This window comes from Streptomyces sp. CB02261 (assembly GCF_001905665.1).
Taxonomy (GTDB): Bacteria; Actinomycetota; Actinomycetes; order Streptomycetales; family Streptomycetaceae; genus Streptomyces.
The window spans coordinates 681261-704974 of record NZ_LIVX01000003.1 but is presented as its reverse complement, the minus strand read 5'-3'; the positions used below and the strand labels follow the sequence as shown (position 1 = coordinate 704974).

Below are 23714 nucleotides of genomic sequence, written 5' to 3'. Positions count from 1 at the left end.
TCCTCGGTGCTTTCCGGTCCCGTTCGCTTTCGCTCCGGGCCCTTCCGGCGGTTCCGACTCTATCAGATCCTTTCGGCGTCTGATTCCCAGTCAGCGGGGTTTGTCTTTCCGGCTGTTGGGCCGTTCCGACGTCCTGAACTCTAGCGGATTTCCCCGGCGCCTCATAATCGAGACTTTCGAAATGAATTTCGGCATGCCGAAATTCATCCCGGTGGGGAGATCGTGCTGAGTAGAGGTGCCGCTATCAGCGGCGGGAGTGGTTGTCGAAGAACCGTTCCGGCTCTGTGACAACTCGGAGAACACTACGCATCCGGCAGGGGGGTGTCAACCCCCCTGCGATGGCCTCAGTCGAGGTCCGTCAGGCGACCGCCGGCGTCCGGCTGGGTGAGCTCCACGCGGCGCAGCAGACGGATGAGGACCTCGCCGAGGACGCCCTTCTCCTCCGCCGTGAGGTCCTGGAGGAGGTCCTCCTCGAAGTCCGTGGCCATGCGCATGGCCTCCAGCCACTTCGAGCGGCCCTCGTCGGTGAGCTCGACGATCACCCGGACCCGGTTGTTCTCGTCCCGGTCGCGGGTGACCAGGCCCTCGCCGGCCATGCGGTCGATGCGGTGGGTCATCGCGGCCGGGGTGAGGCCCAGGCGCTTGGCGAGTTCGCCGGGGCCGAGCCGGTAGGGCTCCCCGGAGAGGACCAGCGTCTTGAGGACCTCCCACTCGGCGTTGCTGATGCCGAGGTCGGCGAGCTGGCGCCCGTACGCCACGTTCATCCGGCGGTTCAGCCGGCCGAGGGCGGAGACGACCTTCTCGACCTGGGGGTCGAGGTCGCGGAACTCGCGCTGATAGGCGGCGATCTGCTCGTCGAGGCTCGGCTCCTGGGGAGCCTGCGGGCCGGACCGCTCGGGGTTGTCGGACATGCAGGCGAGTATCCCATGCGTCTCGTTGGCGTTGAAGTCCTTCGGTGTGTACAGTACAGACGTTAACTTTAGCGTTGAAGTCTTCAAGGTTCAGGGATACACCTCTGAATCTGTGACCGAAGTGGGTGAGTGTGACCAAGGCGAGGGGCGCAGCGATGCGCCGTATCCAGGCAGGCAGCGCGCTGAGCGCGTTCGGACTCGGCTTCACGGTGCCGTACCTCTATGTGTACGTGGCACAGGTGCGGGATCTGGGCGCGGCCACGGCGGGCATCGTCCTGGCCGTCTTCGCCATGGCCGCACTGGTGGTGCTGCCCTTCAGCGGGCGGGCCATCGACCGGCGCGGGCCCGTGCCGGTCCTGCTCGTGGCCTCGGTGGTCGCGGCCGTGGGCGCCGTGGGCATGGGCTTCGCCGCCGGCGTGCCGGCGGCCGTGGCGGCGGCGACGCTGCTCGGGGCCGGCACGGCCGTGCTCCAGCCGGCGCTCGCCACGATGATCGTCTGGTGCTCGACGCCCGTCGGTCGCACGCGGGCCTTCGCCATGCAGTTCTTCCTGCAGAACCTCGGTCTCGGTGTCGGTGGTCTGATCGGCGGTCTGCTGGTCGACACGACCCGTCCGGGCAGCTTCATCCTGCTGTTCTCGATCGAGGCGGCGATGTTCCTCGTCCTCGCGGCGATCGTGGGGACCGTGCGGATGCCGGGCTCGCCCGCGCTGCGGGACGCCCGTCCGGCCGGGGGAGCGAAGGGCGGCGGTCTGCGTGCGCTGCTCGGGCACAAGGCGATGGTGCAGCTGTGCGTCCTCGGGTTCGTCCTCTTCTTCGCCTGCTACGGGCAGTTCGAGTCGGGTCTCGCCGCGTACGGCACCGAGGCCGCCGGCATCCAGCCGTCGGCGCTCGGCATGGCGCTCGCCGCCAACACCGCGGTGATCGTCGCCGCCCAGTTCCTGGTGCTGAAGTTCGTCGAGCGGCGCAAGCGGTCCCGGGTGATCGCGGCCGTCGGTCTGATCTGGACCGTGGCCTGGCTCATCGCCGGGTACGCGGGCCTCGGCCACGGCAGCCAGGCCATGGCGACGGCGGCCTTCGTCGCCACGTACGCCCTCTTCGGGCTCGGTGAGGCGATGCTGTCGCCGACCGTGGCGCCCCTGGTGGCGGACCTCGCACCGGAGTCGATGGTCGGGCAGTACAACTCGGCCTTCGCGCTGGTCAAGCAGCTGGCGCTGGCCGTCGGGCCGGCCGTGGGCGGGCCCATGGGGGCCGCGCTGCACGGTCCGTACATCGTGACCTTCGTGCTCTTCTCGCTCGGCATCACCTTCCTCGCCGTGCGGCTCGGCCGGCAGCTCACCCCGGAGCAGAACCAGCCGTCGCTCGCCGTGAAGCCGTCCCGGGTCGTGGCGCAGCACCTGCCCGAGAAGGAGACCGCCGCCGCCTAGTCGGGCAGCGCGAACTCACACCAGACCGCCTTGCCGCCGCCCGGTGTGCGGCGGCTCCCCCAGGACGAGGCGATCGTCGCGATGATCGAGATACCGCGGCCCGCCTCGTCCTCCGTCTCCGCCCTGCGGCGGCGCGGCAGATGGTCGTCCCCGTCCGTCACCTCGATGATCAGACGGCGGTCCGTGCGGCGCAGGCGCAGGCGCATGGGCGGGGTGCCGTGCTGGAGCGAGTTCGCCACGAGCTCGCTGGTGGCGAGGACGCCCAGGTCCCTCAGCTCGACCGGGAAGCGCCAGGACGACAGGACTCCCGAGGCGAAGGCACGCGCGCGTGGAGCGGCCTCCACCCCGCCGAGGAGTTCCAGGGCGGCGTTGTGGAAGAGCTCCGCGTCCGGCCCCTGGCGCGAGGGGTGCTGGACGACGAGGACGGCCACGTCGTCGTCGTGCTCGGCGGTGACGCCCAGGGAGCGGAGCAGCCGGTCGCAGACCACCTGCGGGGTGCCGCTGGCGCCGGACAGGGCGCGGGCCAGTGCGGCGACGCCCTCGTCGATGTCCTCGCGGCGGCGCTCGACCAGGCCGTCGGTGTAGAGGACGGCGGTCGAGCCGGGCGGCAGGGCGATGGAGCCGGACGTGTGCAGCCAGCCGCCCGTGCCGAGCGGCGGCCCGGTCGGGTCCTCGGCGCGCCGGACGGTGCCGTCCTCGTCCCGGACGAGGATCGGGAGGTGCCCGGCGGAGGCGTAGACCAGCTTGCCCTCGTTGGGGTCGTGGATCGCGTACACGCAGGTGGCGATCTGGCTGGCGTCGATCTCGGCGGCGAGGCCGTCGAGGAGCTGGAGGACCTCGTGCGGGGGCAGGTCCAGGCGCGCGTAGGCCCGGACGGCGGTGCGGAGCTGGCCCATGACGGCGGCGGCGCGCACGCCCCGGCCCATCACGTCCCCGATGACGAGGGCGGTGCGGCCGGCGCCGAGGGTGATCACGTCGTACCAGTCGCCGCCGACGGCCGCGTCGGTGCCGCCGGGCTGGTAGGTGGCGGCGATCCGCAGGTCGTCGGGCTGTTCGAGGTCCTGCGGGAGCAGGGAGCGCTGAAGGGTGACGGCGGTCTCGCGGTGGCGGCGCTCGCTGGCCCGCAGCCGCTCGGCGGCCTCGGCGTGGTCGGTGACGTCCGCGGCGTGGACGAGGACTCCGCCGCCGTCGAGGTGGGGGCTGTCCACGGGCAGGCACGTCACCGTGTACGAGCCGCCGTCCTGGGTGCGGCGGGACTTGACCGTGCGCGGCTTGCCGCTGCGCAGCACCTGGTCGATGAGGGGCAGCAGCCCGAGGTCCTCGGCCTCCGGGCAGGAGGCGGCGACGGTGGCGCCGGCGGGGCGGGGGCCGAAGGCGGCGGCGTAGGCGTCGTTGACGTACGCGATGCGGTGCTCCGGGCCGTACACGAGCGCGACCAGGCCGGGGAGGCGGCCGAGGAGCTCCCGGACGGAGAAGTCCTCGAGGGCGGGGACGTCGGCGGTCCCGGACGTGTCGGTGGCGGCGGCCGCCTCGGTCTGCTCGGCCGCCTGGTCGACGAGTCGTCCCGGCCGGCGCGCGTACTCACCGCGGGCGGCGGGCACGGAGCCTTCGGTCCCCCGCGCCGCGCGGCGCTGTGTGCCGGGGAGCCGGGCGCTCCAACGGGTGAAGTTCACGGATCTGTATGCCTCGTGGTGTCGGTGCCGTGCAGAGTCACGCTGTGCAGGTGTGAGCCCACCTATGGTCACACGTCCAGTGTGGACGAGTGCACTGACAGTGATGTCAGGACGACGGCTTGTCGCCGTGGTCCGGTGGGGGTGCGGCGGCGAGTTCGAATTCGGCGCGGGGGTGTTCCAGTGACCCCAGGGAGACGATCTCCCGTTTGAACAGGCCGGACAAGGTCCATTCGGCGAGGACCCGGGCCTTGCGGTTGAAGGTGGGCACCCGGCTGAGGTGGTAGGCGCGGTGCATGAACCAGGCCGGATATCCCTTGAGTTTCCGTCCGTAGACGTGGGCGACTCCCTTGTGGAGGCCCAGGGAGGCGACGGAACCGGCGTACGCGTGCGCGTACTCCTTGAGCGGCTGTCCGCGCAGGGAGGCCGCGATGTTCTCGGCGAGGACCTTGGCCTGGCGGACGGCGTGCTGCGCGTTGGGCGCGCACTCCCTGCCGGGTTCCTCCGCGGTGACGTCCGGGACGGCGGCGGCGTCGCCGGCGGCCCAGGCGTGGGCGACTCCCTCGACGGCGAGCTGTGCCGTGCAGCGGAGCCGGCCGCGCTCGTCGCGCGGCAGGTCGGTCGCGGCGAGGACGGGGGCCGGTCGGACGCCGGCGGTCCAGACGACGGTACGGGTGGGCAGCCGGGTGCCGTCGCTGAGGACGGCGATCCGGTCCTCGCAGGATTCGAGGCGGGTCTCCAGGCGTACGTCGATGTTGCGGCCGCGGAGCTCGCGGATCGCGTATCGGCCCATCTCGGCGCCCACCTCGGGGAGGATCCGGTCGGAGGCCTCGACGAGGACCCAGCGCAGGTCCTCGGGCTTGAGGTTGTGGTAGTACCGCGCCGTGTAGCGGGCCATGTCCTCCAGCTCGGCCAGCGCCTCCACGCCCGCGTACCCCCCGCCGACGAACACGAAGGTGAGGGCCGCGTCGCGGAGCGCCGGGTCACGGGTCGAGGAGGCGATGTCCATCTGCTCGATGACGTGGTTGCGCAGCCCGATGGCCTCCTCGACGGTCTTGAAGCCGATGCCGTGGTCCGGGAGGCCGGGGACCGGGAGGGTGCGGGAGACGGAGCCGGGGGCGATGACCAGCTCGTCGTAGGGGAGATCGACCGCGCCGGTGCCCTCCTCGGCGGTGGCGAGGGTCGAGAGGGTCGCGGTGCGCTTGGCGTGGTCGACGGACCGGACCTCGCCGATGAGGATCCGGCAGCCGTGGAGGACCCGGCGGAGCGGCACCACGACATGGCGCGGGGAGATCGAGCCGGCCGCGGCCTCGGGCAGGAACGGCTGGTACGTCATGTACGGCTCGGGGGTGACCACGACGATCTCGACGGCGCCGGCTCTCAGCTCGGCCCTGAGCTGCCGCTGGAGGCGCAGCGCGGTGTACATGCCGACGTAGCCGCCGCCGACGACGAGAATGCGCGCAGGTTCGGTCACTGTCCCATGACGCACTCCCGTCCGTGGTTTGTCCACAGCCTCGACAGATTGTGTGACCGGAGGGGTACGGAGGCGTGGGGTGGCGCGTGCGCCGGGTGTGGGGGAAACCGCGCAGGTCAGGGTGGACGGGACGGCTCCGGGGGTGGGTGGGAATCGGGAGTGTTCCGGTCCTTGCTCCGATCGGGGGGCGCACCGTACGGAACTCCCCCTTCTGAATTGACCCGGACTCAACTATGTTCGTAGTTCATCGGGGTGTCGGAGGCGAGCGCGTGACCGAAGCGCTCACCGGCCGGGAGCCCCGTGTCAGGGCGGGGAGTCTCCGGGGGGAGACATCATGAGCGGGGGAACGCTTATGCAGATTCAGGATTCACGATGGCAGACGGGCGCCGCGACGGCGACCGTGGACGACGGCCTCCACGCGGGCGCCGTCGGCTCCGAGCGCAACGGCACGGCCGTGGCGGTCGGAGGCAGGTCCGCGCCGCTGCGGGTGGACGCCCAGCGCAATCTGGAGCATGTCCTTCGGGCCGCGCGCGAGGTGTTCGGTGAGCTGGGCTACGGCGCTCCGATGGAGGACGTGGCTCGCCGCGCCCGCGTCGGCGTCGGCACCGTCTACCGGCGCTTCCCGAGCAAGGACGTGCTGGTGCGGCGCATAGCCGAGGAGGAGACCTCCCGGCTGACCGAACAGGCGCGGGCGGCGCTGGGCCAGGAGGAGGAGCCGTGGTCGGCGCTCTCCCGGTTCCTGCGGACCTCGGTGGCCTCGGGCGCGGGGCGTCTCCTGCCGCCGCAGGTGCTGCGGGTGCGGGTGGACGACGCCGCGGTGCCGTCCTTCGGCGACGACGCGGACGACGCGGCCCGGGTGCCGTACCAGCGCGGTGTCGCCGACGTGGCCGACGCGCGGGTGGTCGCGCCGCGGCCCGTACCGGCCGAGGAGCGGGACGACGCGGGTGCGGCGGAGCTCCTCGAGGTGGTCGGGCGGCTCGTCGACCGGGCTCGGGAGGCGGGTGAGCTGCGGGCCGACGTGACCGTGGCGGACGTCCTCCTCGTCATCGCCACCGCGGCCCCGGCCCTGCCGGACGCGGTGCAGCAGGCGGCGGCCTCGACCCGGCTCCTCGACATCCTTCTCGAGGGGCTGCGCTCCCGGTAGGTCTTCGGGGAACGGCAGAGGTTCCGTACGCCTCCGGCGGCTACGTCCGGGGCGGCGCGTCCCTGGCGGCTTCGTCCCCGGCGGCTTCGTCCCCGGCGGTGGGTTTCCGTGGTCCGGGCTGACCGACGAGCATGACACGAACGTGTGCGCGGTTACGCCCGGATACACGAAGTCGCCCCGGACGAGTGGTAAGTGGACGCGACGCCTCGGCGCGCCCGCGCTCTGTGGCAGGCTTGGCCGGTGTTCGGTTCTGAGCATGCGTACGGGGGCTTCCGCGATGAGCGGTGACGGTCGGGACGAGCCGCTGAGCAGCGGCGGCGCCGCCGGGACCGGGGGCCTCGCCCCCGGGCAGGTACCGAGTCAAGGAGGTCCCGAAGGCCTCTCCGCCGCGCCGGACACGTCGGCCGAACCGGTCGACGCGAGCGTCCCGCCGCAGCGCGGGGGCAAGGCGTCCGGGTGGGGGACGAGCCCGGGAGCGTCCGCCGGGACCACGACCGGTCACCAGGCGCGGGCCGATCACGACACCGCGACCGGGGCGGGCGAGCACGACTCCGGGGCCGGCGTGTACGACTCCCGGGCCGGTGCGTACGACTCCGTTCTTCCGCCGCCCGTCGAGCTGCCGCCCTCCGACTCCGATCTCGTGCAGCTCATGCGGGACGGCGACGACTCCGCGTACGAGGAACTGTTCCGCCGCCACTCCGACGCCGTACGCCGGTACGCCAGGACCTGCTGCCGGGACGCGCACACCGCCGACGACCTCACCGCCGAGGTCTTCGCCCGGACCCTCCAGGCGGTCCGGGGCGGAGCCGGGCCCGAGCAGGCCGTGCGCGCCTACCTCATGACCACCGTCCGGCGGGTCGCGGCGCACTGGGCCAGGACCCAGAAGCGGGAGCACCTCGTCGAGGACTTCGCCGTCTTCGCGGCGGACGCGGCCCGCTCCTCCGAGGTGTCCGACCAGGACACCATGGACCTCGGCGCGGAGGTCCGGGCCATGCACGAGGCCGAGCAGTCGCTCGCCATGCAGGCCTTCCGCTCGCTGCCCGAGCGCTGGCAGGCCGTCCTGTGGCACACCACCGTCGAGGAGGAGTCACCCAGCGAGGTCGCCCCGCTCTTCGGGCTCACCGCCAACGCCACGGCCGTGCTCGCCAGCCGCGCCCGCGAGGGACTCAAGCAGGCGTACCTCCAGGCGCACGTCAGCCAGTCCCTCACGGCGGGCGGCGACTGCGCCCGGTACGCCGACCGGCTCGGCGCCTACGCGCGCGGCGGCCTGCGGATGCGGGCCGAACGCGGACTGCGCAAGCACCTCGACGAGTGCGCCAAGTGCCGGCTCGCCGCCGGTGAGCTGGCCCATGTCAACGCGGGGATCCCCGCGTTGCTGCCGGTCGCCGTCATCGGCTGGTTCGCCGCCGGGTACTCGCTCAAGGCGGCCGGAGTCGTCGCCGGTGGCGCCGTCGGTGCGGCCGGTGCGGGCGCCGCGGCCGCCGCCTCCGGATCCTCCGGTGGCGCGGCATCCGGAGGGGCGGCCGCCGAAGGACTCGGCGTGCCCGCGAAGGCCGCCATCGCGGGTGCCATGGCCGTCGCCGCGGCCGCCGGGCTCGTCTGGGCCATGGCGGGGGACCCGCAGCCGGTGGCCGCGCCCAAGCCGACGCAGCCGGTCGTCACCCCTGTCGTACCGGCGGAGCCCGCGCCCCCGCCCCGGTCGGCGCCTCCGCCCGCACCCCTACCGCCGGCCCCGCCCGTGACGTCCGAGCCGCCGGCCCCTGCCCCCACGCCGAGCCCTCCGAAGCCCTCGCCGACCCCGACGCCCGAGAAGCCGTCCCCGGAGCCGGCGCCGCCGAAGCCGAGCCCGAAGCCGACGCCCACCCCCACGCCGACGCCCACGCCGACGCCGAGCCCCGATAAGCCCTCGCAGAAGCCGGCGCCGCCGCCCGCGCCGCCGACGGTCTACCAGGTCAACGAGCTGGAGTACGGCATCTTCGGCGACGGCACCAAGCCCGAGGTCGCCCTCTCCGACAGCAGCTGGATGTGGCCGCGCGAAGGCCTCCGGATCGGCGGCACGCCGTACGCGCACGGGGTCAGCGTCCACGCGCCGTCGTCGCTGTCCATCGCCCTCAACCGGCAGTGCGCGAGCTACGACGCGGTCGTCGGCGTCGACGACCTGAGCGTCCCGCTCGGCGTCGGCGGCGTCCGCTTCTCCGTGTACGGGGACGAGGAACGGCTCTGGCGGTCCGACGTGGTCCGGCCGGGCGACCCACCGGTCCCGGTGCACGTCGACCTCACCGGCCGCGGCACGCTCCGGCTCGCGGTGGAGGAGCACACGCCGTTCGGGCGCGCCGCTGTCGCCGACTGGGCCGAGTCCCGGATCAGCTGCGCCTGACGGTCCGGTCCCGGCCGGCGCCGCCCCCGACAGTCGGGTCGGCGGCCGGTGCGGGCCTGTCGCCGGCCGGTGCGGGCCTGTCGCCGGTCGATGCGGGCGGGTCGGCGGCCGGTGCGGTCGCCCCCGTGGCTTCGGTGACCGTCGCCGCGAGGGTCAGGATGTCGTCGAGGCCGAGGCCCGCGCCGGCCGCGCGGGCGGCGGCGAAGCCCGACGGGCCGAGTACGGCGCGCGCACGGGCCGTCATGGCCTCCGCCTCCCGCCGCCCCGGCACCGAGCGGGGCGTCTCGTCGCGCCAGCCGTCGACGGCCGCCAGGACCCTCACCGCGAGGGCCGGTTCGCCCGCCTCGGACAGGGTGAAGGCGAGGCCCTCGGCCAGGCCCGTGGTGATGAAGTCCGCGCACTGCGCGTCCCGTGCGGCCCGCAACGCCGAGGCGGCCGTGGCGACGGCGGCGGCGCCCTCACCCTCGTACGCCTCGACGCGGGCCGCGAGGCCGGTCACCACCGCGGTGAAGTGCGGCGGCGGGGTGCCGAGCGCGACCGTCCGGCCCGCCTCCTCCACGTGGACGCGGGCCGCCGCCACATCCCCGCGGTAGAGGGCCAGCGAGGCGCGCAGGAAACAGACGAACGTCTGGGTGTCCCGTACGTGATGGCGCTCGGCCTCCCGCGCGGCCTCGTCGAGACCCCGCTCGGCGGCCTCCATATCCCCCGCCCGGTAGGCGAGTTCGGCCAGGCGGGCGAGGAGGAACGGGCTCTCGGCCTGCGCCCCGACCTCACGGGCCAGGGCGAGAGCCTCCTCGTACGCCTCGGCCGCCTCCTCGTGGCGGCCGCGCATCATATGGGCCTCCCCCGCCGCGCTCTCGATCTGCGCGCCCATCCAGCGGTCGCCCACGCGGCGCGACAGCTCCCGGAGTTCGGCCAGGTCCTCGTCGATGTCGTCGTTGCCGCCGGGCATGTCGACGACCATGTGCGTACGGAACATGAGGCTGACGCCGATCTCCCAGTCGCCGCCGTGACGGCGGCAGTTGTCGACGGCGACGTCGAGGAGGCGGCGCACCACCGGCGGTTCCTCGGTGAGGAACGCGGAGAACGGCCACAGCAGGCCCGGGAACCGGGCGGCCTCGGGGCCGGGTCTGTCGCCGAACGCGGCGCGCACCCGCCCGACGAGCTCGATCGTCTCCGGTGTCTGGAAGTCCCCCATCGTGCTGCTCTCGACCGCGAGGAAGAAGTGCAGCATCCGCAGGTGCATGCGCGGCCAGTAGCGGGGGTCCGCCGGGTCGGCCGGGTCCTCGCCCAGCGCGACCGCGCGCTCCACCCAGGCCTGTCCCTCGGGACGGTAGTTGCGCAGCCACCAGAACCAGCCCATGGCGAAGACGAGGCGGAGGGCGGCGGCCTCGTCGGGGCTGGTCACGAAGGTGCGGTGGAGGGCGGCGCGGATGTTGTCGAGGTCGTGTTCGATCCGCTCGATCCACGGCAGCTGCTCGGCCGAGCGGAGTCGGGGCTCCGCGGCCTCCGCGAGGGCCGTGAAGTGGGCGGTGTGGCCGGCTTCGGCGGCGGCGAGGAGCTCCGGGGTCTCAGCGGCGCGCTCGGCCGCGTACTCGTGGATGGTCTCCAGGAGCCTGTAGCGCATCTCGCCGCCCTCGGTGGGGGTGGCGACGACGAGGGACTTGTCGACGAGGGCCCCGAGGGAGTCGGCGGCGCGGGGGAAGAGGGCCTCCGCCGCGGCCAGGTCCCAGCCGCCGGCGAAGACGGAGACCTGCCGGAGCAGGGTGCGCTCGTCGGGGTCGAGCAGGTCCCAGGACCAGTCGACGACCGCGCGGAGGGTCTGCTGGCGGGGCAGCACGGTGCGGGAGCCGGAGGTGAGGAGACGGAAGCGGTCGTCGAGGCGGTCGGCGATCTGGCGCGGGGTGAGCAGGCGCAGCCGGGCGGCGGCCAGTTCGATGGCGAGCGGCAGGCCGTCGAGGCGGCGGCAGATCTCGTCGACGGCCTCGTCGCCGTCCCTGGCGAGGTCGAGGGCGGGGCGTACGGCACGGGCTCGCTCGACGAAGAGGCGGTGGGCCGGGTCCGGTGGGAGGGGTTCGACCGGGCGGACCGACTCGCCGGGGACGCCGAGGGGTTCACGGCTGGTGGCGAGGACGCGGAGCTGCGGGCAGTGCGTGAGGAGGGTCTCGGCGAGGGCCGCGGCCGCGTCGATCACGTGCTCGCAGTTGTCGAGGACGAGGAGGAGGGGGCGCCTGGCCAGGTGCTCGACGAGATGGGCGGTGGGGTCGTCCTGGAGGGGCACGCCGTCGCGGGTCATCAGGTTGATCTCGCGGAGCCGGAGCGCGGAGAGGACGGCGCCGGGGAGCGCCTCGGGGTCGTCGAGCGGGGCCAGTTCGGCGATCCAGGCGGTCGGCCCTTCCGCCCGCAGCGCGGCCTCCTCGGCGAGGCGCGTCTTGCCGGAGCCGCCGGGGCCGGTGAGCGTGACGAGCCGGGAGCGGGCCAGGTCGTCGCGGACCGCGTCGAGCTCGGGCTCCCGCCCGACGAAGGAGGTGAGCCGGGGGCGGATGTTGCCGGGGGCGGGGTTCTGGTGTGGGGGGTCGCGGTGTGCGCCGGTGCTCCCGTCCGGGGCGGATCCTGGTGACGGGTCTGTGCGGGGGTCCCGCGGGGATCGGGACGGGGGATCCGTACGGCGGTCCTGGGCGGGTCCTGGCGGCGTGTCCGTCCCGCCGTCCCGGGCGGATCCTGGCGACGGGGACGTACCGCCGGCGTGAGCGGATCGCGCCGACGGGTCCGTGCGAGGGTCTCGGGCGGAACCCGGCGGCGGGTCCGTACGGCTGTCGCGCGCGGGGCGGGGCGGCGGGCCGGTGAGGAGCTCGCGGTGGAGGGCGGTGAGTTCGGGGCCCGGGTCGGCGCCGAGGGCGTCCGCGAGGGTGCGGCGGGCCGACTCGTACGCGGCGAGGGCGTCGGCGTGGCGGCCGTCGGCACGCAGGGCGCGGATGAGGTGGGCGCGGAAGGCCTCGTCGTACGGGTACGTGGTGGTGAGCTCGGTCAGCTCCGGTACGAGTCCGTCGGTGGCGCCGCGGCGCAGATCGGCCTCGACGCGCTGTCGCAGGGCCGCGAGCCGCTGGGCCTCGGCCCGGAGGCCCGCCGGGTCGGGGAGGTCGGCGAGGGCGGGGCCGCGGAAGAGGGCGAGGGCCTCCCGGAGGAGGGTGGCGGCGGTGTCGGGGTCGCCGGCGTCGAGGCGGGTGCCCGCGTCCCCGACCCGGCGCTCGAAGACGTGCAGGTCGATGTCGTCGGGGGTGGCGGCGAGGCGGTAGCCGGGGCCGGGGGTGGAGACGACGGCCTCTCGGCCGAGGATCCGGCGGAGGCGGCCGACCAGGGCCTGGAGGGCGGCGGGTGCGTCCTGCGGCGGGTTGTCCCCGTACACGTCGTCGGCGAGTTCGGCGGCGGAGGCCGACCGTCCGCCGCGCAGCGCGAGCGCGGCGAGGAGCGCGCGGAGCCGGGCGCCGCCGAGAGGGAGGGGGGTGCCGTCGGAGCCGAGGGCCTCGGTGGTGCCGAGGATGAGATACCGCACCGGCTCATTGTGGCCGGTGGCCCTGGCGGGCGCCTCAGGGTTTACCCGGGGGCGCACGCCTCCGGGCGTCACCCGGCGGGACGCGCGCCGGGCGCCGTCAGAAGGCCGAGGTGTCCAGCTCGAAGCCGAGCGGGTGAGGGAGTGCGACGGCTGTCCCCAGCTTGTGGATGGACTTGTGGCCGTAGTCGTCTCCGGCCGGCCCGGAGCACACGACGGCTTCGCCCGACTCGCGGTCGATGAGCAGGTGGAGAGGGATGCCCGCGCGCGCGTAGGCACGGATCTTCTGGACGCGGTCACGGCTCGCGGTGGAGGTGGGGGTCACCTCGGCGACGAGGAGAACGGGGTCGGGGGCGTGCCACTCCTGCTGGTCGTCGAGGCTGCCCTTGGGGGCGACGACGAGGTCGGGGATGACGCTGACCGTGTCGGTGCTTCCCCAGGCTGAGGCCGATGTCCGTGAAGTCGCGCAGTGTCCTGTCGACGCGCCGGGCGATGACCTGCTCGACCACCTCGGTCACGATCTCCGGCACAGAGGAGCGTCACGCCGGCAGGGACCTCGACGCCGGGATCAGCGGGCCCTGGACCGCGCGGTGGGCCCGGGGTTCCGTCGTGTTGGTCCAGCAGGAGCCTCGGCGGGACATGAGGCGGCGGAGCCAGAGTTCGGTGGAGACCAGGTCGGCCAGGCCGTCCAGCGGGACCGGATCGCCGTCCGCCGCCGCGTGGAGCGCCTTGCGGACGACACGGGCCTCGATGAGGCCGGCGTCCGCGAGGAGCGGGGCCTCGAAGAGGGCGAGGAGCTGGGGCAGCGCCGCGCGCAGGCCCGCGCGCGTGGCGGCGGCCGGGACCGCCGGGTGGGGGGCGCCCCAGCCCGGCGGGAGGTCGTGGACGCCGGCGCCGGAGAGGACCGTGCGCAGGACGCTCGCGCGCGCGTCCGGCTGGACCCGCAGCGATTCCGGGAGGGTGCGGCAGGCCCGCACCACCTGGTTGTCGAGGAACGGGGCGTGCAGGCGCTGGCCGCGGATCTCTGCGGCCTGTTCGAGCACCCGGTGGTCGGCCGCGGCACGCGCGAGGGCCGCTCGCGCGCGTGCCTCGCCCGGACGCTGGACGGAGGTCGGTAGGGTCGCCGCCCGGTGCAGGCGAACCGATACTTCAGCCAGCGCCTCCCCCGTCAGCCACCGGGCCGCCGGTCCCGGCCGCGACCAGGCCAGCGCGGAGAGGGACGCCTCCAGCGGGCCGAAGCCGTCCGGCGCCGTGCGGTTCGCCTCCAGGACCCGCTGCGCGGCCGCCTCCAGACCCGTCCGGTACGGGGTACGCGCCAGCTTCCGCGCCGCCCGGTACACGGTCAGCGGCACCAGGAGCGCCCCCGCCGACGGCCCCGAGGCCCTGGCGAGCGCGGTCACGGGACGTACCAGCGAACGGCGCCTGCGGTCCATCAGGAGGTCGGCCAGGCGCGCCGGGTGCGCGTCGAGGACCTGCTTGGCGCCCATGCCGGTGAAGTGGTCGGCGCTGCCGCCCGCGAGCCGTCTCCGGTGCCGCTCGGCCGTCACGAGGGCGGGTCCCGGCTCGTCGGTGAGCGGACCGTCCAGGGCGGCGTACGGGAGCGCCTCCTCGCCGCCGGCGACGACCACGTGGTGCAGGCGCGGGTCGGCCGCTATCTCCCCGGCCCGCTTCAGCTCGTCCGCCCGGCCCGAACCGGCGCGGGTCACCAGGTCGTTGAAGGTGACGGCGAGGAGCCGCTCCCCCGCGCCCGTACCGTGCCCGATGATCGTGCCGGGCACCCCGGGGAGCCCCGCGGCGAGCAGCGCGAGCGTGCCGGAGGCGCTGCCGCCGGACAGATCGGCGCCGATGCCGGGCGCGGGGCCCCCGCCGCGGGCCGCCCGCCGGTCGGCGGGTCCCATGCCGGGGACGGGGCCGGGGTCGGGAAGCGCGGTCTCCGGCGCGTGCCGGGGGGCGGTGAGCCTCGCGCGCACGGCTTCGATCAGGGCGTCCCGTACGCCCTCGACGGCCTGCCGGGGGTCGGTTTCGGCCGCCGCGACCGCGAGCGAGGCGACCTGCTCGTACCCGGTGATCTCGCGCGAGCCCTCCCTCAGGATCAGCGCGTGGCCGGGCGGCACCCGCCGGACCCCCTCGTACGGGGTGGAGTCGCGCAGCGCCTCCGGGGTCTCCGGGCAGGCGAGCAGCGCGGCCAGATGGCCGATGTCGAGCTGGGCCTCGACGAGGTCGGCGAGCGGCAGGGCGGCGGTGGCGTACGCGGTGCCGCCGGCCCACGGGGTGTGGAACACCGGCCGGGCGCCCGCGAGATCACCCGTGACGGTGACGCGACGACCGGCCTTGACGACCGCCGTGTAGCTGCCGGGCCAGGCCGTGAGGTGCCGCAACGCGCCTCCGCGCGCGGTGAGCAGGCCGAGCCGCAGCTCCTCGTCGCTCGCGGCGCAACAGCCGAGCACGGCGAGGCGGGTGTGGTCGTCGACGGCCACCACCCGCACCTCGTCCGGACGCCAGTCGCCGACCGCCCACAGCGGATCGGGGTCGCCCCACAGGAGTTGTGCGCCCACCGGTTGCACCGTGCGCCCCTCGGTGGCGGCGGAGCGGGAGGAGGAGCCGTACGCGCCGCCGTTTCCGCTGCCGTACCCGCCGCCGGACGAGCCCTGAGCGCCATGACCGCCGTCGTATCCGCCGCCGTACGAGCCGTTCACCGACCCCGCACGCGTCCCGGCCGTCGTTGCGTAGCTCGCGGCGACACTGCTCCAGCCCACCAGCCATCGCATCGGCGCCTCCACGTCCGTTTCGGTGGGAGACATGCTGCCACGACAACGGCGCACGGGGCGGTGTCCGGGTGCACGCGCGCGAAAGCCGAATGCGCCCCTGGCATGGGCCAGTTGACCACCGGCGTCATTCGGCCAAATATCGACCCTCCCCGGCGGGGGTGGAAGGCATCCGGGCGTCCGCCCGCGCACACCGCTTCCCACCGGTCACCGGCAGCCCGGGAGGCGCTCACGCCTCCCGGGGCCGGCCGCCGCCCGCGGGGAATGGGGCGGCGGTATCCCCCAGCCCACTGGTCCGGGACTCCTTCCCGGCCGAGTGGGCCGACCCACGCGCTCCTCATGGAAGCGCTCCCCCGGCGGCCTGGAGAGAGCGCGCGGCGGGGCGCACGGCCACACGGCGGGAGCACGATCGGGCCACCGGTGAGACCCATCGGCCTTTCACACAACAATCTCGCCATACGGAACTCCGCCCCTTAACGGTAGGGATGCGGCGAACTACGCTGTGTTTACGAATGCCGCACGCCTATGCCCGGCGTCGTGGCGGCCGTCTGGGTGGTCGAGGGGTGGCGTCATGTCCAGGGAGCAACGCGGGCCGAACGAAAAGCTCGGCACGGTTCTCGCCCTCGCGGGAATCAGCAACGCCGGGCTTGCCCGGCGCGTCAACGACCTCGGCGCTCAGCGGGGGCTGACGCTTCGCTACGACAAGACCTCGGTCGCCCGGTGGGTGGCCAAGGGCATGGTGCCGCAGGGGGCGGCCCCGCATCTGATCGCCGCCGCGATCGGGCAGAAGCTCGGCCGGCCCGTGCCGCTGCACGAGATCGGACTCGCCGACGCCGACCCGGCGCCCGAGGTGGGGCTCGCCTTCCCGCGCGACGTGGGCGAGGCGGTCCGTTCGGCCACCGACCTGTACCGGCTCGACCTCGCCGGGCGGCGGGCCGGGGGCGGGATCTGGCAGTCGCTCGCCGGTTCCTTCGCGGTGAGCGCGTACGCGACGCCCGCGTCCCGCTGGCTGATAACCCCCGCCGACCCGTCCGTGGAGCGCGAGGCACCGCACCCGGCGGGCGGCATCACGGCCGCCGCCGTCACGGAGCACACGCGCGTGGGCCACAGCGACGTCGCCAAACTCCGCGAGGCCGCCGAGGACGCGCGCCGCTGGGACTCCAAGTACGGCGGCGGGGACTGGCGGTCGTCCATGGTCCCCGAGTGCTTACGCGTGGACGCGGCGCCGCTCCTCCTCGCCTCGTACTCGGACGAGGTAGGCCGGGCCCTGTTCGGCGCGACCGCCGAGCTCACCCGGCTCGCCGGCTGGATGGCCTTCGACACCGGCCAGCAGGAGGCCGCCCAGCGCTACTACATCCAGGCCCTGCGGCTCGCCCGCGCCGCCGCCGACGTGCCCCTCGGCGGCTACGTCCTCGCCTCCATGTCGCTCCAGGCCACCTACCGGGGCTTCGCCGACGAGGGCGTGGACCTCGCCCAGGCCGCCCTCGAGCGGAACCGGGGCCTGGCCACCGCCCGCACCATGTCCTTCTTCCGGCTCGTCGAGGCACGCGCGCACGCGAAGGCCGGTGACGGGGTCGCCGCCGCGGCCGCGCTCAAGTCGGCCGAGGGCTGGCTGGAGCGCTCCCGCGAGGGCGACGCCGACCCGACCTGGCTGGGCTTCTACTCGTACGACCGCTTCTGCGCCGACGCGGCGGAGTGCTACCGCGACCTGAAGGCGCCCCGCGAGGTGCGCCGCTTCACCGAGCAGGCGCTCTCCCGGCCGACGGAGGAGTTCGTCCGCTCGCACGGGCTGCGGCTCGTGGTCTCCGCGGTCGCGGAGCTGGAGTCGGGGAACCTGGACGCGGCCTGCGCGGCGGGTACGCGCGCGGTGGAGGTGGCCGGCCGGATCTCCTCGGCACGGACGACGGAGTACGTACGGGACCTGCTGCACCGGCTCGAACCGTACGGGGACGAGCCGCGGGTCATGGAACTGAGGGAACGCGCCAGGCCGCTCCTCGTCGCCCCGGCGTGACGCACGGCCCGGTGGCGTGACGCACGGCCCGGCGGGATGCCGCCCGCCGGCTCGGCGTGAGCTGCGTCTCGTGCCCCCGCGCGAGGTTTCACGGGATTGTCAGTGGGCCAGTGCACTATCGGGGGTGGGAGGTGGCGCTGGTGTTTGACTGTGACGTGCTGGTGATCGGCGGCGGGATCGTCGGTCTGTCGACGGCGTACGCCCTGACGCGCGCCGCTCCCGGCACCCGCGTCACGGTCCTGGAGAAGGAGCACGCCCTCGCGCGCCACCAGACCGGACGCAACAGCGGGGTGATCCACAGCGGGATCTACTACCGGCCGGGCTCGCTCAAGGCCCGCTTCGCGGTCGAGGGCGCGGCCGAGATGGTCAAGTTCTGCGCGGAGTGGGACGTTCCGTACGAGGTGACGGGCAAGCTCGTCGTCGCCACCGAGCGCGAGGAGCTGCCCCGGCTGCACGCGCTCGTGCAGCGCGGCAGGGAGAACGGCATCCCGGTCCGCGAGCTGGGCCCGGCGCAGATCAGCGAGTACGAGCCGCGGGTGCGGGGCCTGGCCGCGATCCACGTCGGCACGACCGGCATCTGCGACTACGGGGCGGTGTCCGAGCGGCTCGCCGAGGCCTCCGGGGCCCGGATCCTGTACGGGGCGGAGGTCACCGTGATCGACCGGCGGCCGTGGGGCGTCGCCGTGCGGACGGCGGACGGCCGGGTCGTGCGGGCGCGGGTCCTGGTGAACTGCGCGGGGCTGCACTGCGACCGGATCGCGCGGCTCGCGGGCGACGACCCGGGCATGCGGATCGTCCCCTTCCGGGGGGAGTACTACGAGCTCGCGGACCCCTCGCTGGTGCGGGGGCTGGTCTATCCGGTGCCGGACCCGGCGTTCCCCTTCCTCGGGGTGCACCTGACCCGCGGCATCGACGGCGGCGTCCACATCGGGCCGAACGCGGTCCCGGCGCTCGCCCGTGAGGGGTACGGCTGGTCCGTCGTCCGGCCGCGTGAACTGGGCGCCACCCTGGCCTGGCCAGGCTCGTGGGCCATCGCCCGCGAGCACTGGCGGTACGGGGCGGGAGAGCTGCACCGGTCGCTGTCGAAGCGGGCCTTCACCGAGGCGGTGCGGCGGCTGCTTCCGGTGGTGCGGGAGTCCGATCTGCGCCGGGCGGCGGCCGGCGTGCGGGCGCAGGCGGTGCTGCGGGACGGGACGCTCGTCGACGACTTCCTGATCCGCGAGGCCGCCCGGACGGTCCACGTCCTGAACGCGCCGTCGCCCGCGGCGACGGCGTCCCTGCCGATCGGCCGGGAGGTGGCGGGCCGGGCCCTGGCCCTGCTGTGACCGGCCTCGCGCCGGGCCCGGTGGGAGGCCGGGCGCCGTAGAATCGTGGGCATTGTGTCTGAGCAGCCTGAGATGACCCCGCACCCCGCCCAGCCCCCCGTCCGGCGCGGCAGCCAGAGGTTCGCCCCCGGTGAGGGCCCCCTGCCCGACCCCGCCGGCTCCCATCACGAGCGCCGGATCCGCAGCTTCCAGCCGCGCCGCAGCCGCGTCACCACCAGTCAGGCCGAGGCGATGCTGAAGCGCTGGCCCGACTGGGGCCTCGACATCGACGGCAAGCGGGTCCTCGACCTCGGCGAGATGTTCGGCGGGCTTCCGGTCGTCCTGGAGATCGGCTTCGGCATGGGCGAGGCGACCGCGCAGATGGCCGCCGCCGACCCCGGCACCGGCATCCTCGCCGTCGACGTGCACACCCCGGGCCAGGGCAATCTGCTGGGCCTCGCCGACCGCAACGGTCTGACGAACGTGCGGGTCGCCAACGGCGACGCGATCATCCTGCTGCGCGAGATGCTCACCACGGACGCCCTCGACGGCTGCCGGGTCTACTTCCCGGACCCGTGGCCCAAGGCGCGCCACCACAAGCGGCGGCTCATCCAGCCCGAGTTCCTCAGCCTCCTCGCGACCCGGATGAAGCCCGGGGCCGTCCTGCACTGCGCGACGGACTGGGAGGAGTACGCCGAGCAGATGCTGGAGGTGCTCTCCGCGCACCCGGACTTCGAGAACACCCTGGCCGACGGCGGGTACGCGCCCCGCCCGGACTTCCGGCCCCTCACCCGCTTCGAGGGCCAGGGCCTGGACAAGGGCCACGTCGTCCACGACCTCCTCTTCCGCCGCAAGTGACCCGGAGCCGGTAACTCCGTCGCCGGGTGTCGGTGGGGGTCGTTAGGGTCGCTCCCGTGTCGAACCACGCCCCCACCGACCAGCCGGAGACCGCTCCCGTCCCCCACCGGGACACCGAGGAGCCGGCCTTCCCCGCCGCCGCCGACCGGTCCCAGTGGCGGTACCGGCCACGCCGGGACTTCTGGCGCAGCCGACTGGTCCGGGCCGTCGCCGTCGTCACCGTGCTCGCGATCTGCGCCCTGTTCATCCTGGCGATGGTCCGCGAGCAGACCGGCACCGAGGGCTTCCTCGTCGGCCTCGGCCTCGCGCTGCTCCCCGTACCGCTGCTGATGGCCGCGTTCCGCTGGCTCGACCGGGTCGAGCCGGGCCCCTGGAAGAACCTGCTGTTCGCCTTCGCCTGGGGCGCCTTCGCCGCGGCGCTCGTCGCGATCCTGGCCAACACCTTCGCGGTCCGCTGGATCGCCACGGCCACCGCGGACCCGGACTCGGCCGACACCCTCGGCGCGACGGTGGTCGCGCCGGTGGTGGAGGAGAGCGCGAAGGCGGCCGCGATCCTGCTGCTGTTCCTCTTCCGCAGAAGGAACTTCGGCGGACTCGTCGACGGGGTCGTCATCGCCGGTTTCACCGCGACCGGCTTCGCCTTCACCGAGAACATCCTCTACCTCGGCAACGCCTTCGGCGAGGACCAGGAGATCGGCACCTCCGGCCTCGGCTCGGTGACCGCCGCGACCTTCTTCGTACGGGTCGTCATGTCGCCGTTCGCGCATCCGCTGTTCACCGTGCTCACCGGCGTCGGCTTCGGCTTCGCCGCGCTCGCCCCGCGCGGGAAGCGCCTCCGGAAGGTGCTGCTGCCGCTCGCGGGGCTGCTGCTCGCCATGGGCCTGCACGCCGCCTGGAACGGCTCGGCCACCTTCGGCGGCCCGTGGGCCTTCTTCGCCGTGTACGGGGCGCTCATGGTCCCGGCCTTCGGCCTGCTGACCTGGCTCGCGGTGTGGAGCCGGCAGCGGGAGCTGCGCACGATATCCGGGGAGCTCCCGGCGTACGCGGCGGCCGGCTGGCTCTCCCCCGCCGAGCCGCTGGCGCTCTCCTCGATGCGGGCCCGTCAGCTGGCCCGCGCGTTCGCCGCCCGGACGTACGGAGCGCCGGCCGCGCGGACGGTGGGCGAGTACGAGTCCTTCGCGACGACCCTGGCGTTCCTGCGGGACCGGGCCCGGCGCGGTACCGCGGGGCCCGACTTCCCGGCCCGGGAGCAGGAGCTGCTGCACCACCTGTGGCAGCGCCGTGAGATCGCCTCGCCGGCGCTCACGTACGCGGCCAGGGTGACGGGCCGGGTGTGGGCGCCCCCGCAGTACCTGGACTACGACGGCTACAACCCGTACCGGAGTTGAAGGTCCCGGCCTCAGGACCTTCGACCCCGGTGGGCGTACGGACCGTCAGACCCGGGACCGTCGGGCCGTCATCGGCCTCAGAGCGACAGGCCCTTGCTGCGGAGCCACTCCGCCGGGTCGATGCCACTGCCGCCGGGCGTGTGCACCTCCATGTGGAGGTGGGCGCCGGTGACGTTGCCGGTGGCGCCGACGCGGCCGATCGTCTCGCCGGTGCCCACGGTCTGGCCGACGCCGACCGTCATGGACGACAGGTGGCAGTACCAGACCTCGGTGCCGTCCTCCAGTTCCAGGACGATCCGGTAGCCGTACGAGCCGGACCAGCCCGCCGACTTCACGGTGGCGCCGTGGACCGCCTTGAGCGGGGTGCCGGTGGGGGCCGCGAAGTCGAGGCCCGTGTGGTAGCCGGAGGACCACATCGAGCCGGACTGCATGTAGGTGGCGGAGAGGGAGTACGAGGAGAGGGGCATCGAGTAGCTCGCGGCGAGCTGCGCGAGGCGCTCGGCCTCGGCCTTCGCCCTGGCCTCCTCCTCCGCCTTGGCCTTGGCCTCCGCCTCGGCCTTCGCCTTCGCCTCCGCGGCCGCCTTCTCCGCCGCCTCGGCCTTGGCCGCGGCCTCCGCCGCCGCCTTCTCGGCGGCCGCCTTCTCCGCCGCGGCCTTCTCGGCGGCGTCGGCGGACGCCTGCTGCTGCTCGGCCTGCTGGAGGATGCGCGCGCGCAGGGCCTCGCCCGCGTCGGCGGTACCGGTCGCGGCCTGCGTGGCCCGCTCGGCCGTCCCGCCCTGCTCGTCGTCGGGGGTGGTGTACGTGGCGGCGGTGAGCGGGTTCGGGTTGGATCGGGCCTCGGCGGCCACCAGGTCCGCGTCCGAGGCCGTGTCGGCGCTCGCCTCGTCCGGCAGGAGGTCGCCCACTCCGGGAAGGTCGTGGGCGTCCGGGAGGTGTAGATCGGGGAGATCCGGCAAGGAGATGGCTACCGGAGGCTTCTCCTGCGCGGTGGCGAGGCCGCCCGCGCCGACGGCCGCGATGACACCGACGCCGAGGACGGTGGAGGAGCGGGCGAAGTTGGAACGCTGCTTGACGACCCGGTGCCGGCCGCCGGAGCGGTTCTGGGCGCGGAGGGTGTCCTCGGTGGGGTTCCACTCGGTGCCCGGGGCCGCGGGAGCCGCACCACCACCGAAGGCGTCGAAGGGGGCCTCGGGTGCGGGGGTGTTGGACGCCACGAAGGGGCGCTCCTTTCCTTCCTTCTCGCCTACCGGGTTAGCTGACGGGTTCGGAGCAGGAAGGTCTCCTACGAGCACGGTCGCACAGGTGCGAAGGGCCCGATTCACCCCAATTGGTGGTTCCCCGGTTCCTTTTCAGGATTCGGCGCGTGCGCACGGTGCCGCCTCTTGCGGCGGCTGGGACGACCGCGCTGCGTTATCGAACGTTAATAGACAGGGGGTCCCGATTCCAAGCCGTTCCTCTTGATCATTCACTGAATTGGGAGGGATTGGTCCGAGTTGACCTCCCTTCAGCAGGGGCCGCCCGCGCCGACAAGATCTGACGTTATGTCAATTGTTATCGCAGCGACACCTGTCGACTACGGCCGGTGACCGGGCCCGCCCGGGGGCACCACCGGCATCGTGCGGCGCCGCTCCGGCTGCCCCGTCGCCGGACGGGCCAGCGCCAGCAGCGCCATGTCGTCCGTCGTCCCGCCGCCCGTGTGCCGCCGTACGTCGTCCACCAGCGCGTCGAGCAGCTCCTCCGGCCCCGGGAAGATCCGCCCGGCGAGCCGCTCCCCCGGGTCGTAGAAGACACCCGCCGCGTTCCGGGCCTCCGAGAGGCCGTCGGTGTAGAAGAGCAGCGTCGCGCCCGGCGGGTAGGGCCGCCCCTCGGCCCGGTCCGGCCACGCCGCCAGATCGCCCATGCCGAGCGGCAGGGCCGGCTCGGTCGGCTCCAGCGTGTCCAGACGCCCGTCGGCGTACAGGATCAGCGGCGACGGGTGCCCGCGGTTGACGACCCGCACGAAACCGTCGAAGGTGCCGTTCCCGTCGCCGCGCGGGATCTCGGCCAGGACGGCGGTGGTGAACCCCTCGACGGCGTCGAGCCCGTCCCGGCGGGTGCCCTCACGGGTCAGCGCCCGTTCGAGGCGCTGCGCCACGCCCTCCAGGCTCCGCTCCTGCTCGGCCGCCTCGCGGAAGGCCCCGATGACGACGGCGACGGCCTCGACCGCCTCCATCCCCTTGCCCCGGACGTCCCCGACCACGAGCCGCACCCCGTAGGGGGTGTCCTGGACGGCGAACAGGTCGCCCCCGATGAACGCGTCCGCCTGCGCCGCCTCGTAACGGGCCGCGCACTGCAGCCCGCCGATCCGCTCGGCGGGCGTCGGCAGCACGGCCTTCTGCGCGGTCTCCGCGATGACCCGCGCCGAGGCGAGCCGCTCACCGCTCCTGCGCACGACCCGGCTGACGAGGAGGGCGAGCGCGGAGACGGTGAGGACGGTCAGGGTCTCGGTCAGGGTCGGGATCTCGTCGGCGGTGCCGTTGTAGAGGTGCAGCCCGACGGAGGCGAGGACGGCGGCGATGCCGGTCAGGAGCGTCGTGAGGGTGGAGAAGAAGGGCGCGGCGATCAGCGGGGCGGCGGAGAAGAGGGGCGCGGCGGTGTACTCGGGCGGTGTCAGCAGGTCGAAGACGATCCCACCGGCGATGATCAGCGGAGGCAGCGCGCGGATGAACCGCCGGGCACGCCCGTACGGGCGGCGGCTCTCGCCGCCCCGCCGCTCACCGCCGCCCGCTCCTAGGGGGTGCCCCACCTGTGCTCTCCTGCCCGGTCCGTACCCGGCCGCGGTCCGTACCGCGCCCTCCC

The 23714-nt window shown here is 74.3% G+C and carries 15 protein-coding genes and 1 riboswitch; of the genes, 7 read left to right on the top strand and 8 right to left on the bottom strand.

What is annotated here, in order from left to right; translation table 11 throughout:
• Positions 1 to 344: 344 nt before the first annotated feature.
• Complete coding sequence (locus tag AMK29_RS13360; protein ID WP_073812106.1) at positions 345 to 911, bottom strand: MarR family winged helix-turn-helix transcriptional regulator; 567 nt, start codon at positions 909 to 911, stop codon at positions 345 to 347.
• A gap of 155 nt (positions 912 to 1066) precedes the next feature.
• On the opposite strand from AMK29_RS13360, the gene AMK29_RS13355 reads away from it, so the two are divergent.
• On the top strand, positions 1067 to 2335 hold the full coding sequence (locus AMK29_RS13355) for an MFS transporter (RefSeq protein ID WP_198942228.1): 1269 nt from the start codon (positions 1067 to 1069) through the stop codon (positions 2333 to 2335).
• Here the strand turns inward: AMK29_RS13355 and AMK29_RS13350 are convergent.
• Positions 2332 to 4008 (bottom strand): ATP-binding SpoIIE family protein phosphatase, encoded by a 1677-nt coding sequence (locus tag AMK29_RS13350; protein WP_073812102.1) that lies wholly within the window; start codon positions 4006 to 4008, stop codon positions 2332 to 2334. The two genes, AMK29_RS13355 and AMK29_RS13350, sit on opposite strands and share 4 nt — an antisense overlap.
• A gap of 106 nt (positions 4009 to 4114) precedes the next feature.
• Positions 4115 to 5479: an NAD(P)/FAD-dependent oxidoreductase gene (locus AMK29_RS13345; RefSeq protein ID WP_073812100.1), complete on the bottom strand. Its 1365-nt coding sequence runs from the start codon at positions 5477 to 5479 to the stop codon at positions 4115 to 4117.
• A 352-nt stretch (positions 5480 to 5831) separates the two neighbouring features.
• On the opposite strand from AMK29_RS13345, the gene AMK29_RS13340 reads away from it, so the two are divergent.
• On the top strand, positions 5832 to 6623 hold the full coding sequence (locus AMK29_RS13340) for a TetR/AcrR family transcriptional regulator (protein ID WP_073812098.1): 792 nt from the start codon (positions 5832 to 5834) through the stop codon (positions 6621 to 6623).
• 277 nt (positions 6624 to 6900) lie between these two features.
• Complete coding sequence (locus AMK29_RS13335) at positions 6901 to 9000, top strand: sigma-70 family RNA polymerase sigma factor (RefSeq protein WP_107422575.1); 2100 nt, start codon at positions 6901 to 6903, stop codon at positions 8998 to 9000.
• Here AMK29_RS13335 and AMK29_RS13330 read toward each other — a convergent pair.
• From AMK29_RS13330 to AMK29_RS13310, 3 genes are all read right to left on the bottom strand, one after another.
• The gene (locus AMK29_RS13330) at positions 8987 to 12553 is read right to left on the bottom strand and encodes an AfsR/SARP family transcriptional regulator (protein ID WP_079196860.1); all 3567 of its coding nucleotides are present in this window, start codon (positions 12551 to 12553) and stop codon (positions 8987 to 8989) included. The genes AMK29_RS13335 and AMK29_RS13330 overlap by 14 nt on opposite strands.
• Positions 12554 to 12650: 97 nt before the next feature.
• Entirely contained in the window at positions 12651 to 12962 is a 312-nt protein-coding gene (locus AMK29_RS13315) for a Uma2 family endonuclease (protein ID WP_241845337.1), read from the bottom strand.
• Between the two features lie 127 nt (positions 12963 to 13089).
• Positions 13090 to 15318, bottom strand: coding sequence for an asparagine synthase-related protein (locus AMK29_RS13310; protein WP_073812095.1), 2229 nt, complete (start codon positions 15316 to 15318; stop codon positions 13090 to 13092).
• Between the two features lie 568 nt (positions 15319 to 15886).
• Between AMK29_RS13310 and AMK29_RS13305 the strand changes: the two genes are divergently transcribed.
• The 4 genes from AMK29_RS13305 to AMK29_RS13290 all read left to right on the top strand — a co-directional run bounded on the left by AMK29_RS13305 (position 15887) and on the right by AMK29_RS13290 (position 20876).
• The gene (locus AMK29_RS13305; RefSeq protein WP_073812093.1) at positions 15887 to 17326 is read left to right on the top strand and encodes an MFS transporter; all 1440 of its coding nucleotides are present in this window, start codon (positions 15887 to 15889) and stop codon (positions 17324 to 17326) included.
• A 140-nt stretch (positions 17327 to 17466) separates the two neighbouring features.
• Entirely contained in the window at positions 17467 to 18651 is a 1185-nt protein-coding gene (gene lhgO / locus AMK29_RS13300) for an L-2-hydroxyglutarate oxidase (protein ID WP_073812091.1), read from the top strand.
• Between the two features lie 72 nt (positions 18652 to 18723).
• Complete coding sequence (gene trmB / locus AMK29_RS13295) at positions 18724 to 19488, top strand: tRNA (guanosine(46)-N7)-methyltransferase TrmB (RefSeq protein WP_107422574.1); 765 nt, start codon at positions 18724 to 18726, stop codon at positions 19486 to 19488.
• A 56-nt stretch (positions 19489 to 19544) separates the two neighbouring features.
• On the top strand, positions 19545 to 20876 hold the full coding sequence (locus tag AMK29_RS13290; protein ID WP_073812083.1) for a PrsW family intramembrane metalloprotease: 1332 nt from the start codon (positions 19545 to 19547) through the stop codon (positions 20874 to 20876).
• Between the two features lie 77 nt (positions 20877 to 20953).
• On the opposite strand, the gene AMK29_RS13285 is transcribed toward AMK29_RS13290, so the two are convergent.
• A complete protein-coding gene (locus tag AMK29_RS13285; protein ID WP_073812081.1) occupies positions 20954 to 22090 on the bottom strand; it encodes a M23 family metallopeptidase in 1137 nt (378 codons plus the stop codon).
• Between the two features lie 11 nt (positions 22091 to 22101).
• Positions 22102 to 22248: riboswitch (cyclic di-AMP (ydaO/yuaA leader) on the bottom strand.
• Positions 22249 to 22449: 201 nt separating this feature from the next.
• The gene (locus AMK29_RS13280) at positions 22450 to 23661 is read right to left on the bottom strand and encodes a PP2C family protein-serine/threonine phosphatase (protein ID WP_073812078.1); all 1212 of its coding nucleotides are present in this window, start codon (positions 23659 to 23661) and stop codon (positions 22450 to 22452) included.
• Positions 23662 to 23714 lie beyond the last annotated feature (53 nt).

Bases quoted from the DNA above. Each gene is read 5' to 3' on its own strand.
- AMK29_RS13310 (WP_073812095.1), bottom strand. From the start codon at position 15,318: ATGCGATGGCTGGTGGGCTGGAGCAGTGTCGCCGCGAGCTACGCAACG.
- AMK29_RS13335 (WP_107422575.1), top strand. From the start codon at position 6,901: ATGAGCGGTGACGGTCGGGACGAGCCGCTGAGCAGCGGCGGCGCCGCC.
- AMK29_RS13360 (WP_073812106.1), bottom strand. From the start codon at position 911: ATGTCCGACAACCCCGAGCGGTCCGGCCCGCAGGCTCCCCAGGAGCCG.
- AMK29_RS13355 (WP_198942228.1), top strand. From the start codon at position 1,067: ATGCGCCGTATCCAGGCAGGCAGCGCGCTGAGCGCGTTCGGACTCGGC.
- AMK29_RS13305 (WP_073812093.1), top strand. From the start codon at position 15,887: ATGTCCAGGGAGCAACGCGGGCCGAACGAAAAGCTCGGCACGGTTCTC.
- AMK29_RS13340 (WP_073812098.1), top strand. From the start codon at position 5,832: ATGCAGATTCAGGATTCACGATGGCAGACGGGCGCCGCGACGGCGACC.
- trmB (WP_107422574.1), top strand. From the start codon at position 18,724: ATGACCCCGCACCCCGCCCAGCCCCCCGTCCGGCGCGGCAGCCAGAGG.